The sequence below is a fragment of the Pseudoalteromonas sp. meg-B1 genome (assembly GCF_003173795.1).
Classification (GTDB): Bacteria; Pseudomonadota; Gammaproteobacteria; order Enterobacterales; family Alteromonadaceae; genus Pseudoalteromonas; species Pseudoalteromonas undina.
The window spans coordinates 1,507,068-1,526,773 of sequence record NZ_QGQU01000001.1; the positions used below are offsets into that span (position 1 = coordinate 1,507,068).

General features: G+C 39.1%; 19 protein-coding genes. 1 reads left to right on the forward strand and 18 read right to left on the reverse strand.

All coding sequences use genetic code 11. The features are described from left to right. Position 1 precedes the first annotated feature (1 nt). From DK924_RS07170 to DK924_RS07230, 13 genes are all read right to left on the reverse strand, one after another. Positions 2-955 (reverse strand): hypothetical protein, encoded by a 954-nt coding sequence (locus DK924_RS07170; RefSeq protein WP_109874718.1) that lies wholly within the window; start codon positions 953-955, stop codon positions 2-4. Between the two features lie 119 nt (positions 956-1,074). After that, entirely contained in the window at positions 1,075-1,512 is a 438-nt protein-coding gene (locus DK924_RS07175) for a cupin domain-containing protein (protein ID WP_009840337.1), read from the reverse strand. 130 nt (positions 1,513-1,642) lie between these two features. Further along, complete coding sequence (locus DK924_RS07180) at positions 1,643-2,632, reverse strand: GIY-YIG nuclease family protein (protein ID WP_109874719.1); 990 nt, start codon at positions 2,630-2,632, stop codon at positions 1,643-1,645. Positions 2,633-2,799: 167 nt separating this feature from the next. Beyond that, entirely contained in the window at positions 2,800-3,297 is a 498-nt protein-coding gene (locus DK924_RS07185) for a hypothetical protein (RefSeq protein WP_109874720.1), read from the reverse strand. Between the two features lie 100 nt (positions 3,298-3,397). After that, positions 3,398-3,748 (reverse strand): hypothetical protein, encoded by a 351-nt coding sequence (locus DK924_RS07190; protein ID WP_054200823.1) that lies wholly within the window; start codon positions 3,746-3,748, stop codon positions 3,398-3,400. Between the two features lie 51 nt (positions 3,749-3,799). Beyond that, positions 3,800-4,384 (reverse strand): hypothetical protein, encoded by a 585-nt coding sequence (locus DK924_RS07195; protein WP_109874721.1) that lies wholly within the window; start codon positions 4,382-4,384, stop codon positions 3,800-3,802. An 84-nt stretch (positions 4,385-4,468) separates the two neighbouring features. Next, positions 4,469-4,768 (reverse strand): hypothetical protein, encoded by a 300-nt coding sequence (locus DK924_RS07200; protein ID WP_109874722.1) that lies wholly within the window; start codon positions 4,766-4,768, stop codon positions 4,469-4,471. Positions 4,769-4,832: 64 nt separating this feature from the next. Beyond that, a complete protein-coding gene (locus DK924_RS07205) occupies positions 4,833-5,291 on the reverse strand; it encodes a DUF2947 family protein (RefSeq protein ID WP_109874723.1) in 459 nt (152 codons plus the stop codon). Between the two features lie 93 nt (positions 5,292-5,384). Next, the gene (locus DK924_RS07210) at positions 5,385-5,819 is read right to left on the reverse strand and encodes an HIT family protein (RefSeq protein ID WP_219986083.1); all 435 of its coding nucleotides are present in this window, start codon (positions 5,817-5,819) and stop codon (positions 5,385-5,387) included. Between the two features lie 122 nt (positions 5,820-5,941). Beyond that, complete coding sequence (locus tag DK924_RS07215; protein WP_109874725.1) at positions 5,942-6,463, reverse strand: hypothetical protein; 522 nt, start codon at positions 6,461-6,463, stop codon at positions 5,942-5,944. A gap of 110 nt (positions 6,464-6,573) precedes the next feature. Then, positions 6,574-6,867: a YciI family protein gene (locus DK924_RS07220; protein ID WP_109874726.1), complete on the reverse strand. Its 294-nt coding sequence runs from the start codon at positions 6,865-6,867 to the stop codon at positions 6,574-6,576. A 450-nt stretch (positions 6,868-7,317) separates the two neighbouring features. Beyond that, a complete protein-coding gene (locus DK924_RS07225; protein ID WP_109874727.1) occupies positions 7,318-8,184 on the reverse strand; it encodes an alpha/beta fold hydrolase in 867 nt (288 codons plus the stop codon). A 115-nt stretch (positions 8,185-8,299) separates the two neighbouring features. Further along, positions 8,300-9,067 (reverse strand): hypothetical protein, encoded by a 768-nt coding sequence (locus tag DK924_RS07230; RefSeq protein WP_109874728.1) that lies wholly within the window; start codon positions 9,065-9,067, stop codon positions 8,300-8,302. 238 nt (positions 9,068-9,305) lie between these two features. Between DK924_RS07230 and DK924_RS07235 the strand changes: the two genes are divergently transcribed. Further along, on the forward strand, positions 9,306-10,271 hold the full coding sequence (locus tag DK924_RS07235; protein WP_109874729.1) for an integron integrase: 966 nt from the start codon (positions 9,306-9,308) through the stop codon (positions 10,269-10,271). A gap of 129 nt (positions 10,272-10,400) precedes the next feature. On the opposite strand, the gene DK924_RS07240 is transcribed toward DK924_RS07235, so the two are convergent. The 5 genes from DK924_RS07240 to DK924_RS07260 form a co-directional block, all read right to left on the reverse strand. Next, positions 10,401-12,113: an alpha-amylase family glycosyl hydrolase gene (locus DK924_RS07240; protein ID WP_109874730.1), complete on the reverse strand. Its 1,713-nt coding sequence runs from the start codon at positions 12,111-12,113 to the stop codon at positions 10,401-10,403. Positions 12,114-12,183: 70 nt separating this feature from the next. After that, positions 12,184-14,586 carry a glycoside hydrolase family 15 protein gene (locus tag DK924_RS07245; protein WP_109874731.1) on the reverse strand — a complete coding sequence of 801 codons (2,403 nt, stop codon included), beginning with the start codon at positions 14,584-14,586 and terminating at the stop codon, positions 12,184-12,186. Between the two features lie 36 nt (positions 14,587-14,622). Continuing rightward, positions 14,623-16,113: an MFS transporter gene (locus DK924_RS07250; protein WP_109874732.1), complete on the reverse strand. Its 1,491-nt coding sequence runs from the start codon at positions 16,111-16,113 to the stop codon at positions 14,623-14,625. Next, positions 16,103-17,962 (reverse strand): alpha-amylase family protein, encoded by a 1,860-nt coding sequence (locus DK924_RS07255; RefSeq protein ID WP_109874733.1) that lies wholly within the window; start codon positions 17,960-17,962, stop codon positions 16,103-16,105. Before DK924_RS07255 ends, DK924_RS07250 begins: the two co-directional genes overlap by 11 nt. A 138-nt stretch (positions 17,963-18,100) precedes the next feature. After that, complete coding sequence (locus tag DK924_RS07260; protein ID WP_109874734.1) at positions 18,101-19,594, reverse strand: tryptophan halogenase family protein; 1,494 nt, start codon at positions 19,592-19,594, stop codon at positions 18,101-18,103. Positions 19,595-19,706 lie beyond the last annotated feature (112 nt).

Here is a 19,706-nt window from a genome sequence, read left to right on the forward strand (position 1 = left end):
GTTATACGTAAATCCACTTGTAGATTGAAAAAGCAATAATTAGAGCTATTGATATTATTACATAAGAAATAGCGACCATAATTGCCAATGCTGTAAAGGGTTTTTTATCAATTTCTACAAACTTTAAAAGATAATTTTTTAGTAAATCTATTTGTAACGTTAACTTAAATAAACAATAAGAAAATATATGAAGCCATAGCCAAACTGAAGTTAATAAACTTGAATAAAACGATACACCTTCTGGAAATGCATAAACCACTTCTGTATACAATCCACCTTTAATATCATAATTTCCAGAGCCCTTTTCACTTAACATATCTGGAGTTAAATCATTTAAGGTTTGAAGTAATACCGGCATCTGATCTAATTGAATCCAGTAGGGAAATGAATCGGTAACCGATAACCAAGTTGGATTTATGACTACGTATTTAAAAGCTGTGATTCCGACATAAAAAAGTGTTGCTGCAATTATAAAGTCTATAGCCAATACAAATAAAAGCCCGAAGCCTCCTCTTGCTTTAGATTTACGAATAAATAACCTTGTTATTGAGACAGAAATAAAATCAATAACAAGGACTGCTAAAACTAACGGCAATGAACTTAAAAGAATAACTTTACTAAGATTTGCTTGTCCAATCCACGACGTATATGTCGGGAATAGAAACGTACAAATGATAAGAGTAATTGTCATCCATAGAAGACTTATAAAACATGATAACAAAAAAGCTCTTAAGCTAAATATTTTATCTCCAAATAAGTAATCAGATACCATCGTAAAAGTGATAAATGAATGACGGATAGTAGGTGTTGCTCGATAATTTTTTACTATATTTGTTAGTTTTACCTTCGATTGCTCATTTATTCCGCTTTCAGCTAAATGAGTAATATAATAAGCCATAACTACAACACTTCCCAAACCAAAAACTAATATGGTTGTAAAATCAAATACTGACAATTGACATCCTTGCTCTGAAGTTTAAATTACGTATAACGCTCGCATTTGCGGCTGGTTTGAAGCGCAGCGGAAAACCAGTCCGACAACATACGCTTGTTAAGCCTAGCGTTTCAGAGTGGCTAGACTATATGGATTTTATATTTTTCAATAAACGCCTGTCTATCTGAGTCAGTAGGTGGATTATCATTTGTGAATCTGGATATGTCTCTAATAAAACCCTCTGAAGGGCCTGATGGAGCATTGATGACGAGCAAATGACTGTCTGTAATGGCCTTAAAACGCCTTTTTACGTTAGGACCTGCAATGACAAGGTCACCTGCATTTGCAACAAATTCGTCGTTTTCTACACCAAACTCAATTTCTCCTGAAATTAGATAAAAGATCTCATCATCAATTTCATGGAAGTGCCAAGGAGCCTGATTCCCTTTGGGAAGTTTGCTATCAAAAATAGAAACTCTGTTATCAGTATCAGAACCAGATGCAAGAATGGAAGTAATTTCACCTTGGTCAAGATTGTATCTTTCGGCATTGCCGGCTTTGACGTGCTTATATCTCATTTTATATTCCCGATTTATCAAAGAGGCTTAACGCCCACTTAAGCGGACAAAATTAGTTGGCTAAACTTGTTGAGGAACGAAACAAAGCCAACTGTTTTTGTTCCGTTTAAAGTGCTTGTTATGTGTCAATCTACTTTGATGACTTGTCATTCTTTCGTTGAACAAAAGTAATAATTAGAGGAGCTATTACGGCAGTAAATATACCTAAGATTAATGTAATAGTTGTTGTTACAAAGAAAGATAAACGTGAATCAATTTTTTCAATGCTTCTTTCTAGTCGTAATAACTCTTTATCCGACACTAATTTATAGTTACTGAGATCGTTACGAAGTAAAGGAACTGATAAGATCTTTTCTGGGTTTCCATTTATAGAAGTTTCAATTACATCCATTTTCTCTAGTAGTCTAGAGTCTGAAAATTTCGTTATACCAGCTTCGATAGATGCAATTCTTGCATTAAGTTTTACAATTTCTTTAGGAACTTCTGCAGCAAATGCTTCAGGTGCATTTAAATCTAGGGTCATGAAAGCTTCACGCTGTTCATTTAGCTCTGCAATCAGTTTAATCATTTGGGCTTCAGCCTTCTCTTTATTCTTTAAAAAACTAGCAGAACTAATTGATAACTCCTTCTCTAATACACTTTTTAATTCAGCTTCTTTTTTCCCTTCCATGTAAAAAGTAAAAACGGCAGAGATAGTGATAATTAAAGACATTGATGCAATGATTGAACTTCTAAACCATTGTTTAGAGCGTAGTTCTTCTTCTTTTTTAAACTCTTCAATTTTAACATCAAGTTTTGAAGAATTATAAATTGGCTTGTTAAAGGAAGGCTTATATTTTTTTATTAACTTTCGCTCTAAATCCTTTGCTTCTTCTCTAATCTCAGGAGTGAATTCCCAGTAAAATATGGATAAATCACTTATATTTTCAATGTTTTCAGCAAGCAAACCATTAAACATATGTTGCTTGATTCGATGCTTTAACCTAGAAGCAATACCAATGTAAAGAGGTTCAAAACCCACATTTACTTCTGAAAGTATCACATAAACAGCATTTACATCGGGTAATCCATTAACTTCCAAACTTAACGGACCTAAAAAATCCTTCTCTAATAGTTTCACTGATTTACCTACCTAAAACATTTATACTTATGAAAGTTTTTTTGATAATACTTATAACTTTAAGATGACTAGATTATCAACAGGCCCCTGACACATAACGCTTAGCTAACAGGCAAAATTGAGCGAAGCGACGAGCTTATTTAATTTTGTCCTAGTTTAGCGACTTGTTATAACACGATTTCACCGGATAAAACTTGTTTGAAACAAATCTCTTCATTTAAACCTTTGTTTTTATCAGGGTACCAACATTGATCCAGAGTTTTATAAGTATCAGCTAGAGGTAAAGGTTTAATGTTCTTCGCTTGTAGTTGACATTGTGCCTTATAAAAATAACGATAAGAAAGAATGTCATACTCCATTTGATCGGATATATCGATTTCATACACTTCTTTAGCTATTGCTTTAGTTTCATCGAGACTAAACCCAGCTTTTTCAAATGCGTCATGATGCACTAAGCCAAGCATTCTCCAATCACCTAACTCTTTATCTTTTTGAGTTTTATTTATTTCCTTAAGTGCCCATTTAGTGGCAACCATAGGCCCTACAGCCTCAGCAATTAAGTCGCATTTAGAGTCTTTAGGTTGTACCTGCACTTTTGAAACATTTGATGTCGAATTACATCCAGCAACAGTGAATACAATCAGGGATAATATTAAATTACGCATCCGTTCCTCATAGTGTTATAACGCCTAAATAACAGGCTTAAAATTGTTGGCTAAAATAAGCGACGAAGGAGCAAAGTCCTTGTTTATTTTCTTGTTATGTTTACTCATCACCGTAGCACTTTATGTCAGATGGATTTGATTTAACGTAGAAACATGGAATAAATGATTCTTTATTTAAATCCGCACCATCTTTAGGTACTTGGAATTGGCGCTTAGCTAATTTAGCTTCCACTTTTTTAACATAGTTAGAAGGTGGCTGAAAATTAACATCGGTATTTTTTATTGGGTTAGTTGCTTTTGAAAAGCGTAGATTTGATAATTTACCGTCTTTATCTACTTTAACTGCAAATATAACTCCGTAAATATTTACGTTATCCCCGCTCGAATTATTGGTACTTTGACAACCGAATAATGACACCAATATCGATAATATAAATAGCTTTTTAAACATACGCCGAATTTCCTTGTAAACATAACGCTCAAAGCAGCTGCGCGGTACGCGTCAGATGCCTTTGCTTGTTATCTTCCGAATGCTATGACCAATTTTAAGGCTTAAATACTTAAGTTTTGCCTTAAACTTAGAATCATACTCTTTTGTAAATTCCACTCCGTAAGCTTTAGCGCCACCCGTCATTTCGACGTTTGTAATATTTTTACACTTGAGCTCATGATGGCCATGAGATGTATTTGTCGAAAACACAAACTCTTCACCTGTCCTCATATGAGATGAATCTTCAACTTTAATATTTGTGTGCCCATTGGCTGCAATCTCAAAGACTTCATTACTGATAAAAATGCAGTCATGTAGAGATAGTATTTCTCTGTATTCAGGCTCATAGCCGTTAAATTTTTCAACTTGAGCTTTTGATTTTAAGAATCCATTTATACCTTTGATGGTAACTGGATAGTTTTTATGATTCTTCACTACGAGAATAAATCTCTTAGATTCTTTTTTATTGTGGACAACGACTCTTTGTATAGATAATGGCTTTTGAGCGCTCCTATACCAAGAAAAAAGAACTGTTGTAATGGCAATAAACGATGCGACCGAACTAAGAACATCGACTATTACTTTAAATTCACTCATACCTCTCCTCTAGGAAGATAACGCCCCAAGCAGGGGATTTTATGAGCGTTTTTCAGCGAGTAAAATTCCCGCTGACTTGGCTTGTTAGGTAGTTTGTTCAAAAATCCATTCCTTCGTTTCTAAAAGTAGATTTGCAACTTCTAAGTTTTTCTTAGGATAAGGAGTAAGTCCCATCGAACCTGACTCTACTTTCTCTAAATATGAAGATATTTCATGATTTTTTGAATCGTTCAGTACGAGCTTAAATACTTTAGGCAAATAGGAATGGTATTCATCTCTAGCACCTGGGATATCAGCAACGCCTATTGGATCCCACACATAATGTAAAATCTCATCAGTTCGTTTGTAGAGTTCTAACTCCTTCCTTTCCAATTTACTTCCCATAGCTACCTAACGCTTAAAGCATGGGCGCGGGCTTTTTCGCGTCCCATGCCTTTGATTGTTATGTTTATGGTGCATATCGCTTACCTAACCAAGCTAAGCCGTTACTTAAAACTAAAGATTCCTCGTGCTTAGGAAGTACTAAGATGCAACCTTCGTCTTCAAAAAGGAAGTTTCCCCAATTATCCCGAAAAACTGCCCAATTGGTTTTTATACCAGTTTCCTTCATCCAAAATACGAAGAGTTCAGCTTCATCAGGAATACCAATAGATTCTAGTTTAGAGCTAAACTCCGAAAAATTATCGTTGTTCCAGTCATCTACCCAGTGGTACCAACAACTTATCCCGGCAACAATTTTGGCTGGCCATTCATCATCTTGCATTTGCATAAAATGACGGTTAACCGGACTAACATATTCATTCCATTTTGCAGCGCATTCACATTTATTGAGGATATCAATCTTTTCGAGATCCTCCGATGACATTTTCGGATCATCGTGAAACACACCCGGAATTTCCTTACTCACTCGATACCTCTTAAAACATAACGCTTGCAGCACGCGCGCCCACGAAATGGAGCCGGAGGCGCAATGTAGTGGGAGTCGCCGTACCTGCACTTGTTATGCATGTGGACTTTCTAATTGTGCAATGATTAACGCAGCTATCTCTTTAAGCTTCCCAACCTCTTCAAACTGCACGCCATGGTCTTTTATCACCAACAAAGGTCCTGGAAAAACATGAAAATGAAAATGCCCTACAGTTTGACCGGCAGAAGAGCCATTGTGCTGGAATATGGTTGACCCAGTCACCCCCATAGCGCGCTCGAGAGCTTTACCTATTTTCTGAACGGTTAGCATGCATGCTTGAGCAGCTTCTGCAGACAGATCGTAAATTGTGACCGCTTGTTCCTTGGGTACTACTAATACGTGACCATCCTTCTGCGGCATTATATCCATGAATGCGAGCGTTAAATCATCCTCATAGACCTTTACACAGGGGGCCTCTCCAGCAATAATCTTCGCGAAAGTATTACTAGTGTCGTAGATTGGGTTCACTGATTTCTCCAGCTTACGGAAATGCATAACGCCACATTAAGCGGCAAAAAATTGTTGGCTATAATATTGAACGAAGTGAAAACAGCCAACTGTTTTTTGTCCGTTTGAATGCCTTGTTAGCATTATTTTTGCTGAATTTTGAAAGTTACAGATTTACCAATATTTAAGCCATTTGTAATGAAAGTTGCATCCAAAGTTAAATCAAGAGGATATTGTTTTGAAGGCACCATATCCATCCAAGGAAAAAGCAGAACCATTTTATTGCCCACAATTCTACCTGTGACAGGTATGTCGGGAAAAATAAGATCAGGTTCTTTGCCGCTTAACACTCTGAAATAAAGACCAAATTCACTTATTTTATATGTTGATGTCGAAGGTAACTCAACCTCAAGTTCAATTAAGCCAGCATCATTACATGAGCTACCTGCTTTGTAACTTGCTCGAGATATTTTAGAAACAGTAACAATTGGTTTTGGAACACTTTCCCAATACTCTCCGTCTGAATTTGGATCGCTTTGAGCTGGCCCTGCATGTTGCTCCCACCTTTCTAAGCTAGGTTGAAAAAGATCCAAACCAGCGAATGAACATGCGAAGGAGTTGAAACTAACAAAACCTAATAGGAAAACTAAACTCGAATATTTCATCTCAATTCTCGATAATGCTAACGCCTCAATAAGAGGAAATTTTCAGTTGGCTAAAATTGTTGAACGCAGTGAAAACAGCCAGCTGTAAATTTTCCTGCTTGATTGACTTGTTATATGCAATTTTTAATGGCATCAAATTCTTTGGCTGCCATAGTTGGGATAAACTCTGTTACTTCATAATTCGCTACATTGGCAATATGAAATGGATCTTCTTTTATAATTGAATCCACTTCTTCTAAGCTACCCGCATTAATTAAGATAACCCCACCAGTTCTTGGCACTTTACGACCAGAGGCAATGAATTTACCTGAGGCATAATATTTTTCAAGATATGAAACATGAGCTTGAATATATTGATCAACTTCTGATAATTCAGTTTTGTACGTCAAGGATACGATAAACACTTAACACTCCATTGCATATAACGCCCAAATAATGGGCAAATAATAGTTGGTTAAAATAGCGACGCAGGAGCAAAAACCAACTGTTATTTGTCCTGTTAATTTGCTTGTTATATGCAAACTACCTGGCAAGCACTGAGCTTACCAAAAACACCAAAATTACTAGCGTGGAATGAGTAGAGCTAAAAAGCTGATCACCACGACACACCAAAACTTGAATTTTGAGCCACTCGCCAAATTAATTAAGCGAATACTCCAAAACTAGCGATTACCGCAAAACGTATTGAGCGATAAACCACCACAAAAAAGAACGATACAAGCGCCCTGCTTTATTAATAAATACAAAAAATAACCATTAAATGATTCGAATTCGTGGTGACATATAACGCCCGCAACACCGGGCAATTTGGAGCGCAGCGGAAAATTGATCCACGTGCTTGCGCTTGTTAAGCCTCATTTACCAACAAGCTCTTTAATACTTTTAACGACCAAATCACGATCCGCAATATGAAGATGGTGCTTTTCTGATTCAGAATAGATCACACGGCTATTCGTAGATAAACCTTTAAAGTAATTTTCCGCATCGGAGTACAGCTCATCCATTGATTTGGCTATGTCATCAGGAACAAAAGGCGGATCGTATCGCTCCCCCGTTAACTTGGAGCGCACAACGATAATAGGCTTGGTACCAAAATTATCTGCGTTAGCCAGTAATGCGTAGCTTTTCATATGATCTACATTTTCAGGAACTCTCTCAAACATGGGATTATGAACACTTTGCTCAAACTGATAAAAGCGTTCTAAGTCCTGATTGTCTGTTTGATAGTTTTCTGGCCACCTTGTCCCCATAGTGTAAAAGTAGCCCAACGGGGGCGGATCAATCAGTACTGCTCCCATAACTTCTTGTGGATAGAGGTTGTTATACGCAGTGATGATATAAGATGCATATGAGCCACCTGAAAAATAGTATGGCCCCTTGATCTTGGCATTTTGAAGCAAACTTCTGAGCCTGTTTGCCATATCATTGACCGTAAAAGGAACGTCACCCTTTTCGCTCTTACCCAAGCCAGCACGGTCATACAAACAAATGCTGAAATCGTTTTTCAGTCGCTTTATATTTTCTAACCAAACCCCATCAGAGCCATAACGACCGAAACCCTGTTCCAGTATTAGTTGTGGCTTGTCACTTTCGTAACACTCAAGATAAAGCTTAAATCCACCAACATCATACAACCCAGCTTTTGTCGGTTTCACCTCTAGCTCTGTAGCTAGCGCACCAAAACTAATAAGAATTGAAAATAATAGTATGATTGTTTTCATATCGACTCCATTCATTCGATGAGGCTTAACGCTTTGCTAAGAGGAAAATAATGGTTGGCTATAATCGCGAAGCGATGGCCAACTGTTATTTTTCCTTTTAAGCAACTTGTTAGAACTACTTTTGCACACGCTCTAACTCTTTTAACATTTGAAGTCCCATATATAGAGCCTCCTGACCATGCCCGTTAGATATTTGTTGACCATGAATTGCAGCATTACATATTTTAAGAATGTAATCATAAGAACTATGCATTCCTTTATAATTAGGATACTGAATCGTAAGTTCTTTAAATAATTGCCTAGCTGACATGAATTTTGACTTCATTTCTGTAGGGTCTGATGTTTGAGTTCTTTTACCCAAAATAGCACGCATTGATTTTTCGAGATCCATTCGTAAGCGAGCAAGTGCAAAGTTTATATCATTACCTGAAAGATTAATGTATTCCTGCAATTCATCTTCGATACTAGAGCCGTTATCTTCCTGTTGAATTGTTGATTTCAATTCATCTTTAGCTTCTTGGACTTGTTCCTTGCCTGGAAGGTGAACATTCACAGTTTGATTTACAGTATTTGAGATTGCAGTAATCATATTACTGTAAACATTTAGAAACTCTCTTGTCTCACCTTTAAAGTCTGTAACTTCAGTCTTTACCTTTTCTATTTCTCGTTCAAATGTAAGTATTTTACCTAGGCTAATTTTTTTGGCTAACGGTAACAAAATAAAAAATAGAGACAGAACCAATAACGAACCTGATGTTGTACCAATATCACTTTTAGGTGGAAAGCCAATTCCATATAAAGCAATAACTAATAGACCACATCCTATCAACCTACATAAGAAGGGAAATACATCAAAAAATAAAACTTTCTTCAAGGTGTCCACGATACTTTCCCTAGTAGTTCTAACAGCTTATTCAAAGGATCTAAACCCGCAAGTTGTAGACATAAAATCCTTTGATTTTTTTATACTTTAAGTTTAACTCTGTATCTAAATGTAAATCAAGGGATTTATATTTGTTGTTTTTTTGTTGTAGTAAAATACAAGAAATAATCCCGCGAGTTGTTGAAAAAAAACTAAATACAACTACTGTTTATATATACAGCACCAGCTAGAGCTGATTATGGCTTCTATATTTTTAGAATCAATCCGTGACTTTATGATAACGCGTCGTTATGCCAAGCGTACTATAGACACTTATCAATATTGGATAAAATTTTACATTTTATACCATGGTAAAAAACATCCGGCGCAATTGGCAGAGTCGGAGGTTGAGCAATTCTTATCTTATTTAAGTAATCAGCGTAATGTTGCAATGAAAACTCAGGCAACGGCTTTAAATGCTTTGGTATTTTTATACCGTCATATTATTAGTCGACCGTTATCACTTGAAATGAATTTTAATAAATCACTCGTGTCACCTAAATTATCTGTAGTACTGACCCGTGAAGAAATACAGCGTTTATTATTGGCAATGGATCCAAAGTATAAACTTATCGCTCAGATACTTTACGGTAGTGGTTTACGTTTAATGGAAGCTGTAAGGCTACGGGTAAAAGATGTCGATTATGACTATGTCTCATTAATGATTTGGCAGGGCAAAGGCAATAAAAACCGCAGAGTAACATTAGCACTTGAACTACTGCCGTTGTTGCGCAGCCAAAGTCACTTGGTAAATGACTACTGGCATCGAGACAAACAAGCAACAGACTATGCCGGTGTCTGGCTTGCGAATGCATTAGCTAGAAAATACCCAGCGGCTCCTTATGAAATGAGCTGGCAATATTTGTTTCCTTCTGCCCAGTTAAGCATGGACCCAGAAAGTAAAAAGCTGCGTCGCCACCATATTGATGAAACAACAGTTCGTAAAGCAATTAAACAGGCAGCAAAGCTGGCAAAAATTCAAAAAAATGTTACCTGCCATACACTACGGCACTCGTTAGCTACCCACTTACTTGAATCTGGTGCAGATATACGCACTGTGCAAGAACAACTCGGCCATAGCGATGTTCGCACCACGCAAATATATACGCATGTTTTACAACAAGGCGCGAACGGGGTAATTAGCCCACTAAGTAAAATATTATAAAGTATGAATTTAAAAGACTTTTATCTAATCTAATAAACTTTAAAAATGAGCTATAACTTGGGGGCAATGCAATAAAAACATTTCTACAAAAAGGGGCTAACGTATGTTGGCCCCTTTTGTGTGTTTTATTTACAGTGTGTTATTCAGTAACAACAAACCATAGCCAGCGAGTTGCTCGCTATTGAGGTCGTGTTGCCAGTTAGGCGTTAACCCATCGCGTTTAATACTATTGATGCTTTGCGGGTTAGCAGTTAAGTTAAGCACAAACATACTTTTACTGCCGTTTAACTCGCGGGTTATTTCAACAAGCCCGTTGTTATGCTGTGTTAATTCATAACTGCCTTTAATACCCAGCTCTGGGCGCTGTTTTTTTAGTGCTATTAAATGCTGATATAAACGCCACAGTGAATTAGATTGTGCTTGTTGCGCTTTTACATTGCGATCAGCAGCATTAATTTGCTGTGCTAAATATTCAGGCCACCACTGGGTGTAGTTATCACCAAACAGTTCAGCCTGCTCAACCCAACTTGTTTGAGCTTGAGTAAAACCAGCTTGGTTGCTGTTATTCCACTGCATTGGTGCGCGTTTATACACATCATGACCTGTGCCACCTTGTGTTAGGCCAATTTCTTCACCGTAATAAATATACGGCGTGCCAGGAGAGCTAAATAACATGGCGGCGGCAAGTTTTGCTTTATCGTCGTGTTCAGCAAGTTGATAAGCCACTCGTTCTTGGTCGTGATTAGTTAAAAACGGTGCAAAAAAATCAAGTGGTGCAGTTGAATCAATACGCTGTTGTAAATTTTGTTTGAGCACATTGGCATCAACTGCGTTGATTTTTTGGTTAGATTGCATGGTGCCAAATTGCGCTTCACCACTGGCATCGGGTTTTAATAAGCCCAATATTTTATAGCCTACTTCAAAATCAAAGCCTTGATCGAGGCCTTTACCTTCGCCAAAGTATTTTGCCGCAACGGGAATGTCAGCCCATGCTTCACCTACTAAGTACGCCTCTGGATCAACGCTTTTTACGTATTGGTTAAAGTGCTGCCAATATGCAATAGTTTCGTCGGTATCGGCTTGCGCATCTGCGCCACCTTCCATTGCAAAACGTACTGCGTCTAATCTAAACCCTGCAACGCCTTTATCAAGCCAAAACTTAGCCATTTTTTCCATTTCGGCAACAACATCAGGGTGGCGTAAGTTCAAGTCAGGTTGGCTTGCTCCAAACGCACCATAGTAATACTGCTGACGTGTTTCATTCCAATGCCATACTGCGTCGGGTTGGTCGTTATTACTCCAAGCATGTCCCCAACCACTTCCGGCTTTTGGCATATCGTCGCGCCAAATAAAGTAATCTGCATAAGGGGCTTCATTATTTGCTGAACGCTGAAACCATTCATGGTTACTTGATATATGGTTTATAACTAAATCAAGTATGACTTTCATGCCTTTGTCGTCAGCTGCTTTTATAAAGGCTTCAAACTCTGCCATGCTGCCGTAGTCGTTTTCTACTTGGTAAAATTCAGTAAAATCATAGCCATGATAAGAAGGTGCTTCAAACATCGGGGTTAACCACAATGCGTTAACGCCAAGCTCTTGTAGATACGGGAGCTTTTGGGTCATACCATTAAAATCGCCATGACCATCAGCATCGCTGTCGTAAAAACTGCGGGGCCAAATTTGGTAAAAAATGGCGCTTTCCCACCAAGGGCTTGCTTGTTGTTCAGTATTTAGTGGCGATGTTTCGGTGTTATTCGTGTAGTTATTTAATGATGGTGCGCTTTGGCAGCCTGTTAGCATGATTGCTAATGCTAATGCGCTCAAGGTAAATATTTTCATTTCAGCCTCGTTATTATTGTAATAGCTAACATAGCCGTATTTTACTACGGCTATGTTAGTTAGTTTGCGGTTATTTTAGTGCTTTAGTTACCACTGGGTAATGATCCCATACCTGCTTGTCGCTTAGTGAGCGCACTAGCTTAACGTATTCCGCATGTGTCCACGCCAATGGTGTGGCCGAGTTAGTACCCTCGCCTAACGTGTAACCCGCTTTATTAATGCCTACACCATCCCATACTTGTTCAGGTAGCATCATGCCTTGGTTAGCAAATTGCTCTAGGCCTTTTACATAACTATTTTTAATAGCCTGCTGTTTTGTTGCATCTAAACTATTATTGGCATTTGCGGCGGCAATTTCGTAATGACCTCGTTCACCGGTAAAAAATGGCCAAACTCGCCCACGTTGTCCTGGGCTATTTTTTCCACCTTGCGCATAGTTAGCGCCAGTTACTTCGTCTTCACCGTATCCGTCGTTACCATAGCGGCGGTAGCCTGCAAATGTGCCGCTGCCGTCAGTAAACTCAAAGCTGTATTTAACTTGTAGGTTATCGGTTAGGGTTTCGTCATCATATTCTGGGAGTGTTTTTACTATGCTAGGCGCTAGCGCATCACGTACGCCATAGCGAACCAACTCTAAAAAGCCACCATCAAGTATTTGCTTTTTATTAAACCCTTCACGGCCATTATTAGCGTTAATTTTAGTATTTGAATTGGCGTCTTTGTCTTGGCCAATGCGAATAAAATATTCACCATCAGAAGCGCTCGACTCTAAATTACCAGCCGTTGTAAACATTAATTTTTCAATATCATTGTTATAACGCTTAGCTGTATTTAGGTAACGTGTTGCATTGGCATCATCACCTGCTAGTTTAGCGATATCGGCTGCAGTAATTAAACCGGCAACAACAGCTGCGGTGGTTGATGGCGAATACCCTTCTTGCTCTTCCCAGCGTTCTTGCTGAGTGGCTGGCGGCGTTATTTGTGTGTCGTTCCATAGAATGTTTGCACGACCACCCTCAACTAAAAAGTCTGCCGCAGGTTTTAACATACGACTATACCAATCGCTGAGCTCTGCATCACTTAATACACCTGCCTGATGGAGTTTCCAAGCAAGCATGAGTGGCATTGCAGTTTGGTCAAGTTGTACGCCCACCCATTCTAGTTCACCATCAACATGTGTTTTTTGTAAAAACCACCCTGTATCGCCTTTATTACCTGGGGTTTTGCTGTTTACTTGAACTTTTTCAAGGTATTCGAAGGCGGTTTTAGCGGTCGCATTATCGCCCATGGCCATAAACGCCATGGCAACTTGATAAAAGTCGCGCACCCATACCGCTTTGTAACCAGTAGAGCCTGTTTTAGCCGATACGGTTTCGCCCCATGGGTTAGATAGTGAGGCAATAAGTGCGCCTGCATGAGTTTTATCTTCTTGCGCTTTAAGTACCATGGCACTGGTGTAAAGTAACTTGCCGTTATCTGCTGTTTGTTCGCTCATATTATTTAGCGGTGCAAGGCTTTGCAGGTAGTCTTGCCAACCAAGCGCTTCGCCTTTACCGTTGTAATTATCAAGCACCGCTTGGTAACCTTTGGCTAACGTAGCTTGCCCTTGTTTAAAGCTGATTTGTTCGCTATTACCAAAGCTTAGGGTTAAATCGAACTGGCTGTTTTCACCAATTTCACCCAGCTCTGCAAGTAGGCTAACATTACCCGATTGTTCACCGGTATTTTTATAAACCTGAGTAAGCTGCTGAGTTGTTTTCAGCTGATTTAAACCATCGCTCACACCTGTAAAACCAACACTTGTTTGTTTAAATGGCTGCGCACCTTGCAATGAAAGGTAGCTGTTGTCTTGCCATGCAAGCAATCCTTGAACTGTAGTTTTAGCAAAATCATCAAGGCCGTTATTATCAACATACGGGTTAACGCTTACGTATGCCTTAACGCCTTCAAGCTCGGTATTAAAAATACTGCGTACAAATAAGCTTTGCCCATCAGGATCGGTAAATATGTGTTTTTCGAGGCTAAAGCGGCCTTGTTTATCTTTGCTTACTACTTTGTAAGCTAATGATAACGGTCGGCCTTTATCGTCTTTGTATAAGTAGTCAATGGTAACGTCTAAGTCATCAGCTTCGGTAACTGTAAAATCTTTTCCTACTACAACAAATTGCATGTCTTTAATTTGCGCTTGATGAATAAGCCCAAACATCGTTTCGGTGATCATACCTTTGGCAATTGAGAACCATACTTTTGACACCGTTCCTGTAGGGGCCTCATCACTGTAAAGGCCATTTTGATATTGCTCAAATGATGTGCCAATACCGGTTTTGCCTGCATAGGCCCAAAATGGCTCTGCCCCAGGGGCACCTGGTGCCGATACCTGTATTGCAGCGCTGTTTGATGGCTCTTGCTGCGCGCCACAAGCTGTTAAACCAAGCATTAATAAACTGGTGGTAATTGTATTTAATTTTTTCATTTTAAAGCCTTAATTAATTTCAGTTTACTCGTTACTTTATTGAGTGTGCTTAACACGCAATACCGCAACCGCTGCAAGTACAAACGACACAGCGCCCAGTATTAATGCGTAAATAGGTTGGTTTTCAAAAAAGTGGCGTAATATTAACCCCAATACGCTAGCGGCTAATAATTGGGGGATCACAATGAAAAAGTTGAAAATACCCATGTAAACGCCCATTTTATGGCTCGGTACCGAGGTGCTTAACATTGCATAAGGCAGAGATAAGATAGACGCCCACGCAAAGCCTACGCCTATCATTGGCCAAATAAGTAAACTTGGATCTTTTATAAACATAAAACTCGCTAGGCCTAGCGCACCTAAAATAAGGTTAAGTGCATGTGCTACTTTTAATCCCACCCGTTTAACGATGATCGGGATACATAAAGCAGCAATCGCGGCAAAGCCGTTATAAGCGGCGAATAATATACCCACCCAATCTGCACCGTTGTTGTACGCTAACGAGCTGGTGTCGGTACTACCGTAATGAAAGCTAGTAACCGCTGAGGTGCTGTAAATCCACATAGCAAATAACGCAAACCAACTAAAAAATTGTACCCATGCCAATTGCTTCATCGCCTCAGGCATAGTGAATACATCATTCACTACATTATAAAAACCGCCGCTAGTGTGCTGTTTAGCTTTTAATGCCGCTGCAATAAATTGAATAACACCAAAACTAACTAACCCAGCAGCCAGCAAGTAAAGTTCTTTTTCCAGATCCAGCCCTAATACCGTGGCTAAAACAAGCAAACCTAAGCCGCTAAAAATAACGCCGCCTTTGGTAAAATTAACGCTATTAGTAATATTGGTTTGTGTTGTTTGTGATTCTTGTTGATTAAATTGTGAGAGCTGCTCGGGTGAGTACTCTTTTGTGGTGACAATAGTCCAGCCAACTGCAATAAATAAAATAACCCCACCAAAGTAAAACGAATACTTTACAGAATCAGGAATTTGACCAATCGGTGCAGTATTAGCAATATCAAACCAGTTGGTCATCATCCAAGGGAGTGCTGATGCAACCACCGCTCCCACACCAATAAAAAAGCTTTGCATGGCATAGCCTGTGGCGCGCTGCTTGTTTGGCAAGTTGTCGCCTACTAATGCACGAAACGGTTCCATGGTAACGTTAATTGAGGCATCCATAATCCACAGCATACCTGCAGCAATCCAAAGCGTGGGAGAATTTGGCATAATAAAAAGCGATAACGTGGTTAATATAGCGCCGTATAAAAAGAAAGGACGACGGCGGCCTAATTTGCCCCAAGTTTTATCACTCCAATAACCAATAATTGGTTGCACAATTAAGCCCGTGAGCGGCGCTGCAACCCATAAAATAGGAATATCGTCGACATTAGCGCCAAGTGTTTGAAATATACGGCTTACGTTACCGTTTTGCAGTGCAAAGCCAAATTGAATGCCTAAAAAGCCAAAGCACATATTCCATATTTGCCAAAAGCTTAAGGTTGGTTTGTTGTTATAATTCATGATCAGCCTTATTTGTTAAAACGGCACTGCTGAGTGCATCAAGGGTCAGCGTAAAGGTTGTATTTTGTTTCTCATCGCTCACCAAAATACTGCTATGCGACTCTAGTAGGTCGTATAGCGTTGAGTTTGGTTTGAGCATAGTTGCTTGATTCGGCGTGAGCGTAATAGTGACTGTTTGTGATTGCTGGCTAAAGTTGCTCAGCACCCATAATGATTGCTGCCCTAAGGTGCGTACAAAACCCACCACTCTATCACTGCCTGTTACCATCAAGGGTGCCATATCACCGGCAACAACAGCAGGTAAGCCATTAAGTTCCATAATTGCGATATAGTATTGACGTAACTGTGCTTGCTCAGGAGTTAAATTTGCGCCATCAAACTTGCCATTATTCATCCATGCTTGGTGCGCTGGTACGCCAATGTAATCAAAAATACTAGTGCGTGTAGGCGAACCAAAGCCTGCGTTTTCTGATCCATCTTCACCTACGTCTTGACCAAAATAAAGCAAGGTTGGCGAGCGACTAATTAAGTTAGAAACCACCATAGCCGGTTTACCCCATGCAGCGTTGCCAGCAAAGTCAGGACTTGCGATACGTTGTTCGTCATGGTTTTCTAAAAAGTGCAGCATGTGCTGTTCAATATCTGCCACTTCAGCTTGTGCTTTAAATAACGTGTTAGCGGGTTGCTTACCTTGCATAATCCCTTTTAGGGTGTCGTAAAAACCGACCTTGTCATACAAGTAGTCCATTTTACCTTGGTGAATATAGGTGCGGTACATCAATGGGTTATATACTTCGGCGAGTAAAAACGCATCGGGTTTATGTGTTTTTATTGATGAATTTAAAAAGCTCCAAAATTCAACGGGTACCATTTCAGCCATATCATAGCGAAAGCCATCAACCCCTTTATCTAACCAATAAAGGGCAATATTTCTAAATTTATACCAACTATTTGGCAGTTCTTTATCTTGCCAAAATTCATAATGTGCACGGTAATCTTGGTTTTCAAGCGATTTAGGTAAAGTTGGAAAGTCTAGGCTGCCATCGGGTTTAACACCGTAGTTAACTTTTACCGTTTCGTACCAGTCGTTTATATCAGGCTTTGGAGCACGTGCACCATTGCCAGTCCATTTTGCTGGGATTTCACTAAATTGACCATCGGCTAAAGGGTGTTTGTTGCCACCTAATACTTGGTAGCTGTCGCTTGTTGGTACTTTAAATGATTCACCCGGTACATAGTAAAAATTATTATTTTTAGCATACGCCTTGCTAGTATCATCGTCCTCACCAAAGTCTTTCACGCCGTTAGGCTTTGCGATTGAGTGATAATCTCGAGCCACATGATTAGGAACAATATCAATAATTACTTTCATGTCATGCTCATGAGTACGCTCAATTAGCGCGCTGAACTCTTCGAGTCTATTAGTAACATTAATTGCCAAATCAGGGTTTACATCGTAATAATCTTTTATTGCGTAAGGCGAACCTGCACGCCCTTTTACCACATCAGGATCGTCTTGTTTTATACCGTACTCAGTGTAATCACCCACCAAGGCATGATGCAAAACGCCGGTGTACCACACATGCGTGGTACCTAGCTCTTTAATGCCTTTTAATGCCTCGTCGTTAAAATCAGCAAACTTACCAACTCCATTTTGCTCTTTGGTTCCCCATGGCACATTAGCGGTTTGGGTGTTACCAAATAAACGAGTAAATACTTGATATACCACTGGCTTAACTGGGTCTGTTTGCTTAACTAACAAATCTGTTTTTGTCTCTTTGTCATCACTGCAACCGTGCACCAGCAATGCGCTGCATATAAGCAACGGCGTGTAAAATCTTTTTTTCATTGTGTGTGTCATTTTTATTTCAGTGTTGTTATAGGTTTATACTAAAGCTAAGTAAGGCTTGGTTACAGTTGCTGCATACGTATTCACAGCCATATTCAGTGACAATTAACCCGCAACTAAAGCATCACGTCACGCCACTTAGTTTGTTTTTAACTTAGCTAAAAACTCTTTATGAGTAGGTAGTTTATCTACCGTTGAATTTATTAGGGTTTTTAACGTTGCGAATAAATCCGTTAGTTGTTCACTGCTTAATGAATCAACAATACTGTTATAGTCATCTGGTATTAGGCCTTGACCTATAAATACTTGCTGCCAAGCTACTTCTGCAAATAACTCGTCGTTTTCGCGCACGACTTTGCCCGTTTGTTTAAATAAATCCATTTTATGCGCTAACGATTGAGGAATTTCCATTTGCTTACATTGACGCCAAAATGGGGTGTCTTCTCGCTCAGTTAATTTATAGTGCAAAATAATGAAGTCACGAATATGCTCGATTTCACTGGTGCTTTGCTTATTAAATTCAGTTACTAACGCATCACTAACCCCATTATGAGGAAACAACTTAATTAAACGTGTGACCGCACTTTGTATTAAGTGAATACTAGTAGACTCTAAGGGCTCTAAAAATCCACTAGAGAGCCCTACTGCGACTACATTTTTATGCCACTGCTTTAAACGTCGACCTGTTTTAAATTTAATTAAACGCGGGCTTGTTGTTGGCTCACCCGGTAAGTTATTTAATAAAAGTGCGGTTGCTGACTCATCCGATAAATAGCGGCTGCAATACACTAAGCCATTACCTGTTCGGTTTTGTAGCGGAATTTGCCACTGCCAGCCTGCGTCATGTGCTATTGATCGCGTATATGGCTTTAATTCGTTACTGCCTGTTGATTGCACTGCAACAGCACTATCGCAAGGTAAATAATGCGACCAATCAACAAACCCCGTATTGAGAGTTTGCTCAATTAAAAGTGCGCGCTGGCCAGTGCAATCTATAAATAAATCCCCTTGGATTTGGCTATTATCGTCAAGTGTTAAGTTGGAGATATTACCTGTCTCAGGGCATTGCTCAACACGTTCTATTTTTGCATCAATGTGTTTAACGCCGCGTGATAATGCAAGATTTTTTAAATATTCAGCATACAAAGTGGCGTCAAAGTGAAACGCATAACTAAGCCCTGGTAATTGAGTATTAGGAATAGTATTTAGTAGCGTAAATTTGTGCTGTTTAGCGGCTTGATAGTTAAGAGAAAAATCCCATAAAGAGTCCTCGCTGCCATTAATGTGCCCTTTTACCCAAAAATTATAAAAGTCACAAAAGGGAAAATCTTTACCAAACGAGCCAAATGCATGCATGTAGCTATGCCCTGGTGTTTTCCAATTTTCGAACTCTATACCCAGTTTGATAGACGCATTAGTAGCATTTATAAAATCTTGCTCATTAATACCGAGCGCATTATTAAGCCCAATAATAGGAGGAATAGTGGCCTCTCCCACACCTATAGTGCCAATGCTACTTGATTCAATAAGGGTAATATTAATTACTTTACCTAACACTTTATTAAGTAGTGCTGCGGTTATCCAACCAGCTGTTCCACCGCCGGCAATGACGACATGTTTTATTGGCTTCATATTATTGCTCACTTTTTTAAATCAGAATTTAAAAAGTTTGATAAAACTTAGGTAAAGTAGCTATAAAAAAACCCTTGTAAAACTAATTACAAGGGCTTCTTAATACAAAACT

What these genes read in the sequence shown, in the direction of transcription:
- DK924_RS07235 (WP_109874729.1), top strand. Translation starts at nt 9,306, where the DNA reads ATGGCTTCTATATTTTTAGAATCAATCCGTGACTTTATGATAACGCGT.
- DK924_RS07215 (WP_109874725.1), bottom strand. Translation starts at nt 6,463, where the DNA reads ATGAAATATTCGAGTTTAGTTTTCCTATTAGGTTTTGTTAGTTTCAAC.
- DK924_RS07195 (WP_109874721.1), bottom strand. Translation starts at nt 4,384, where the DNA reads ATGAGTGAATTTAAAGTAATAGTCGATGTTCTTAGTTCGGTCGCATCG.
- DK924_RS07190 (WP_054200823.1), bottom strand. Translation starts at nt 3,748, where the DNA reads ATGTTTAAAAAGCTATTTATATTATCGATATTGGTGTCATTATTCGGT.
- DK924_RS07240 (WP_109874730.1), bottom strand. Translation starts at nt 12,113, where the DNA reads ATGAAAATATTTACCTTGAGCGCATTAGCATTAGCAATCATGCTAACA.
- DK924_RS07185 (WP_109874720.1), bottom strand. Translation starts at nt 3,297, where the DNA reads ATGCGTAATTTAATATTATCCCTGATTGTATTCACTGTTGCTGGATGT.
- DK924_RS07175 (WP_009840337.1), bottom strand. Translation starts at nt 1,512, where the DNA reads ATGAGATATAAGCACGTCAAAGCCGGCAATGCCGAAAGATACAATCTT.
- DK924_RS07250 (WP_109874732.1), bottom strand. Translation starts at nt 16,113, where the DNA reads ATGAATTATAACAACAAACCAACCTTAAGCTTTTGGCAAATATGGAAT.
- DK924_RS07200 (WP_109874722.1), bottom strand. Translation starts at nt 4,768, where the DNA reads ATGGGAAGTAAATTGGAAAGGAAGGAGTTAGAACTCTACAAACGAACT.
- DK924_RS07225 (WP_109874727.1), bottom strand. Translation starts at nt 8,184, where the DNA reads ATGAAAACAATCATACTATTATTTTCAATTCTTATTAGTTTTGGTGCG.
- DK924_RS07245 (WP_109874731.1), bottom strand. Translation starts at nt 14,586, where the DNA reads ATGAAAAAATTAAATACAATTACCACCAGTTTATTAATGCTTGGTTTA.
- DK924_RS07260 (WP_109874734.1), bottom strand. Translation starts at nt 19,594, where the DNA reads ATGAAGCCAATAAAACATGTCGTCATTGCCGGCGGTGGAACAGCTGGT.
- DK924_RS07255 (WP_109874733.1), bottom strand. Translation starts at nt 17,962, where the DNA reads ATGAAAAAAAGATTTTACACGCCGTTGCTTATATGCAGCGCATTGCTG.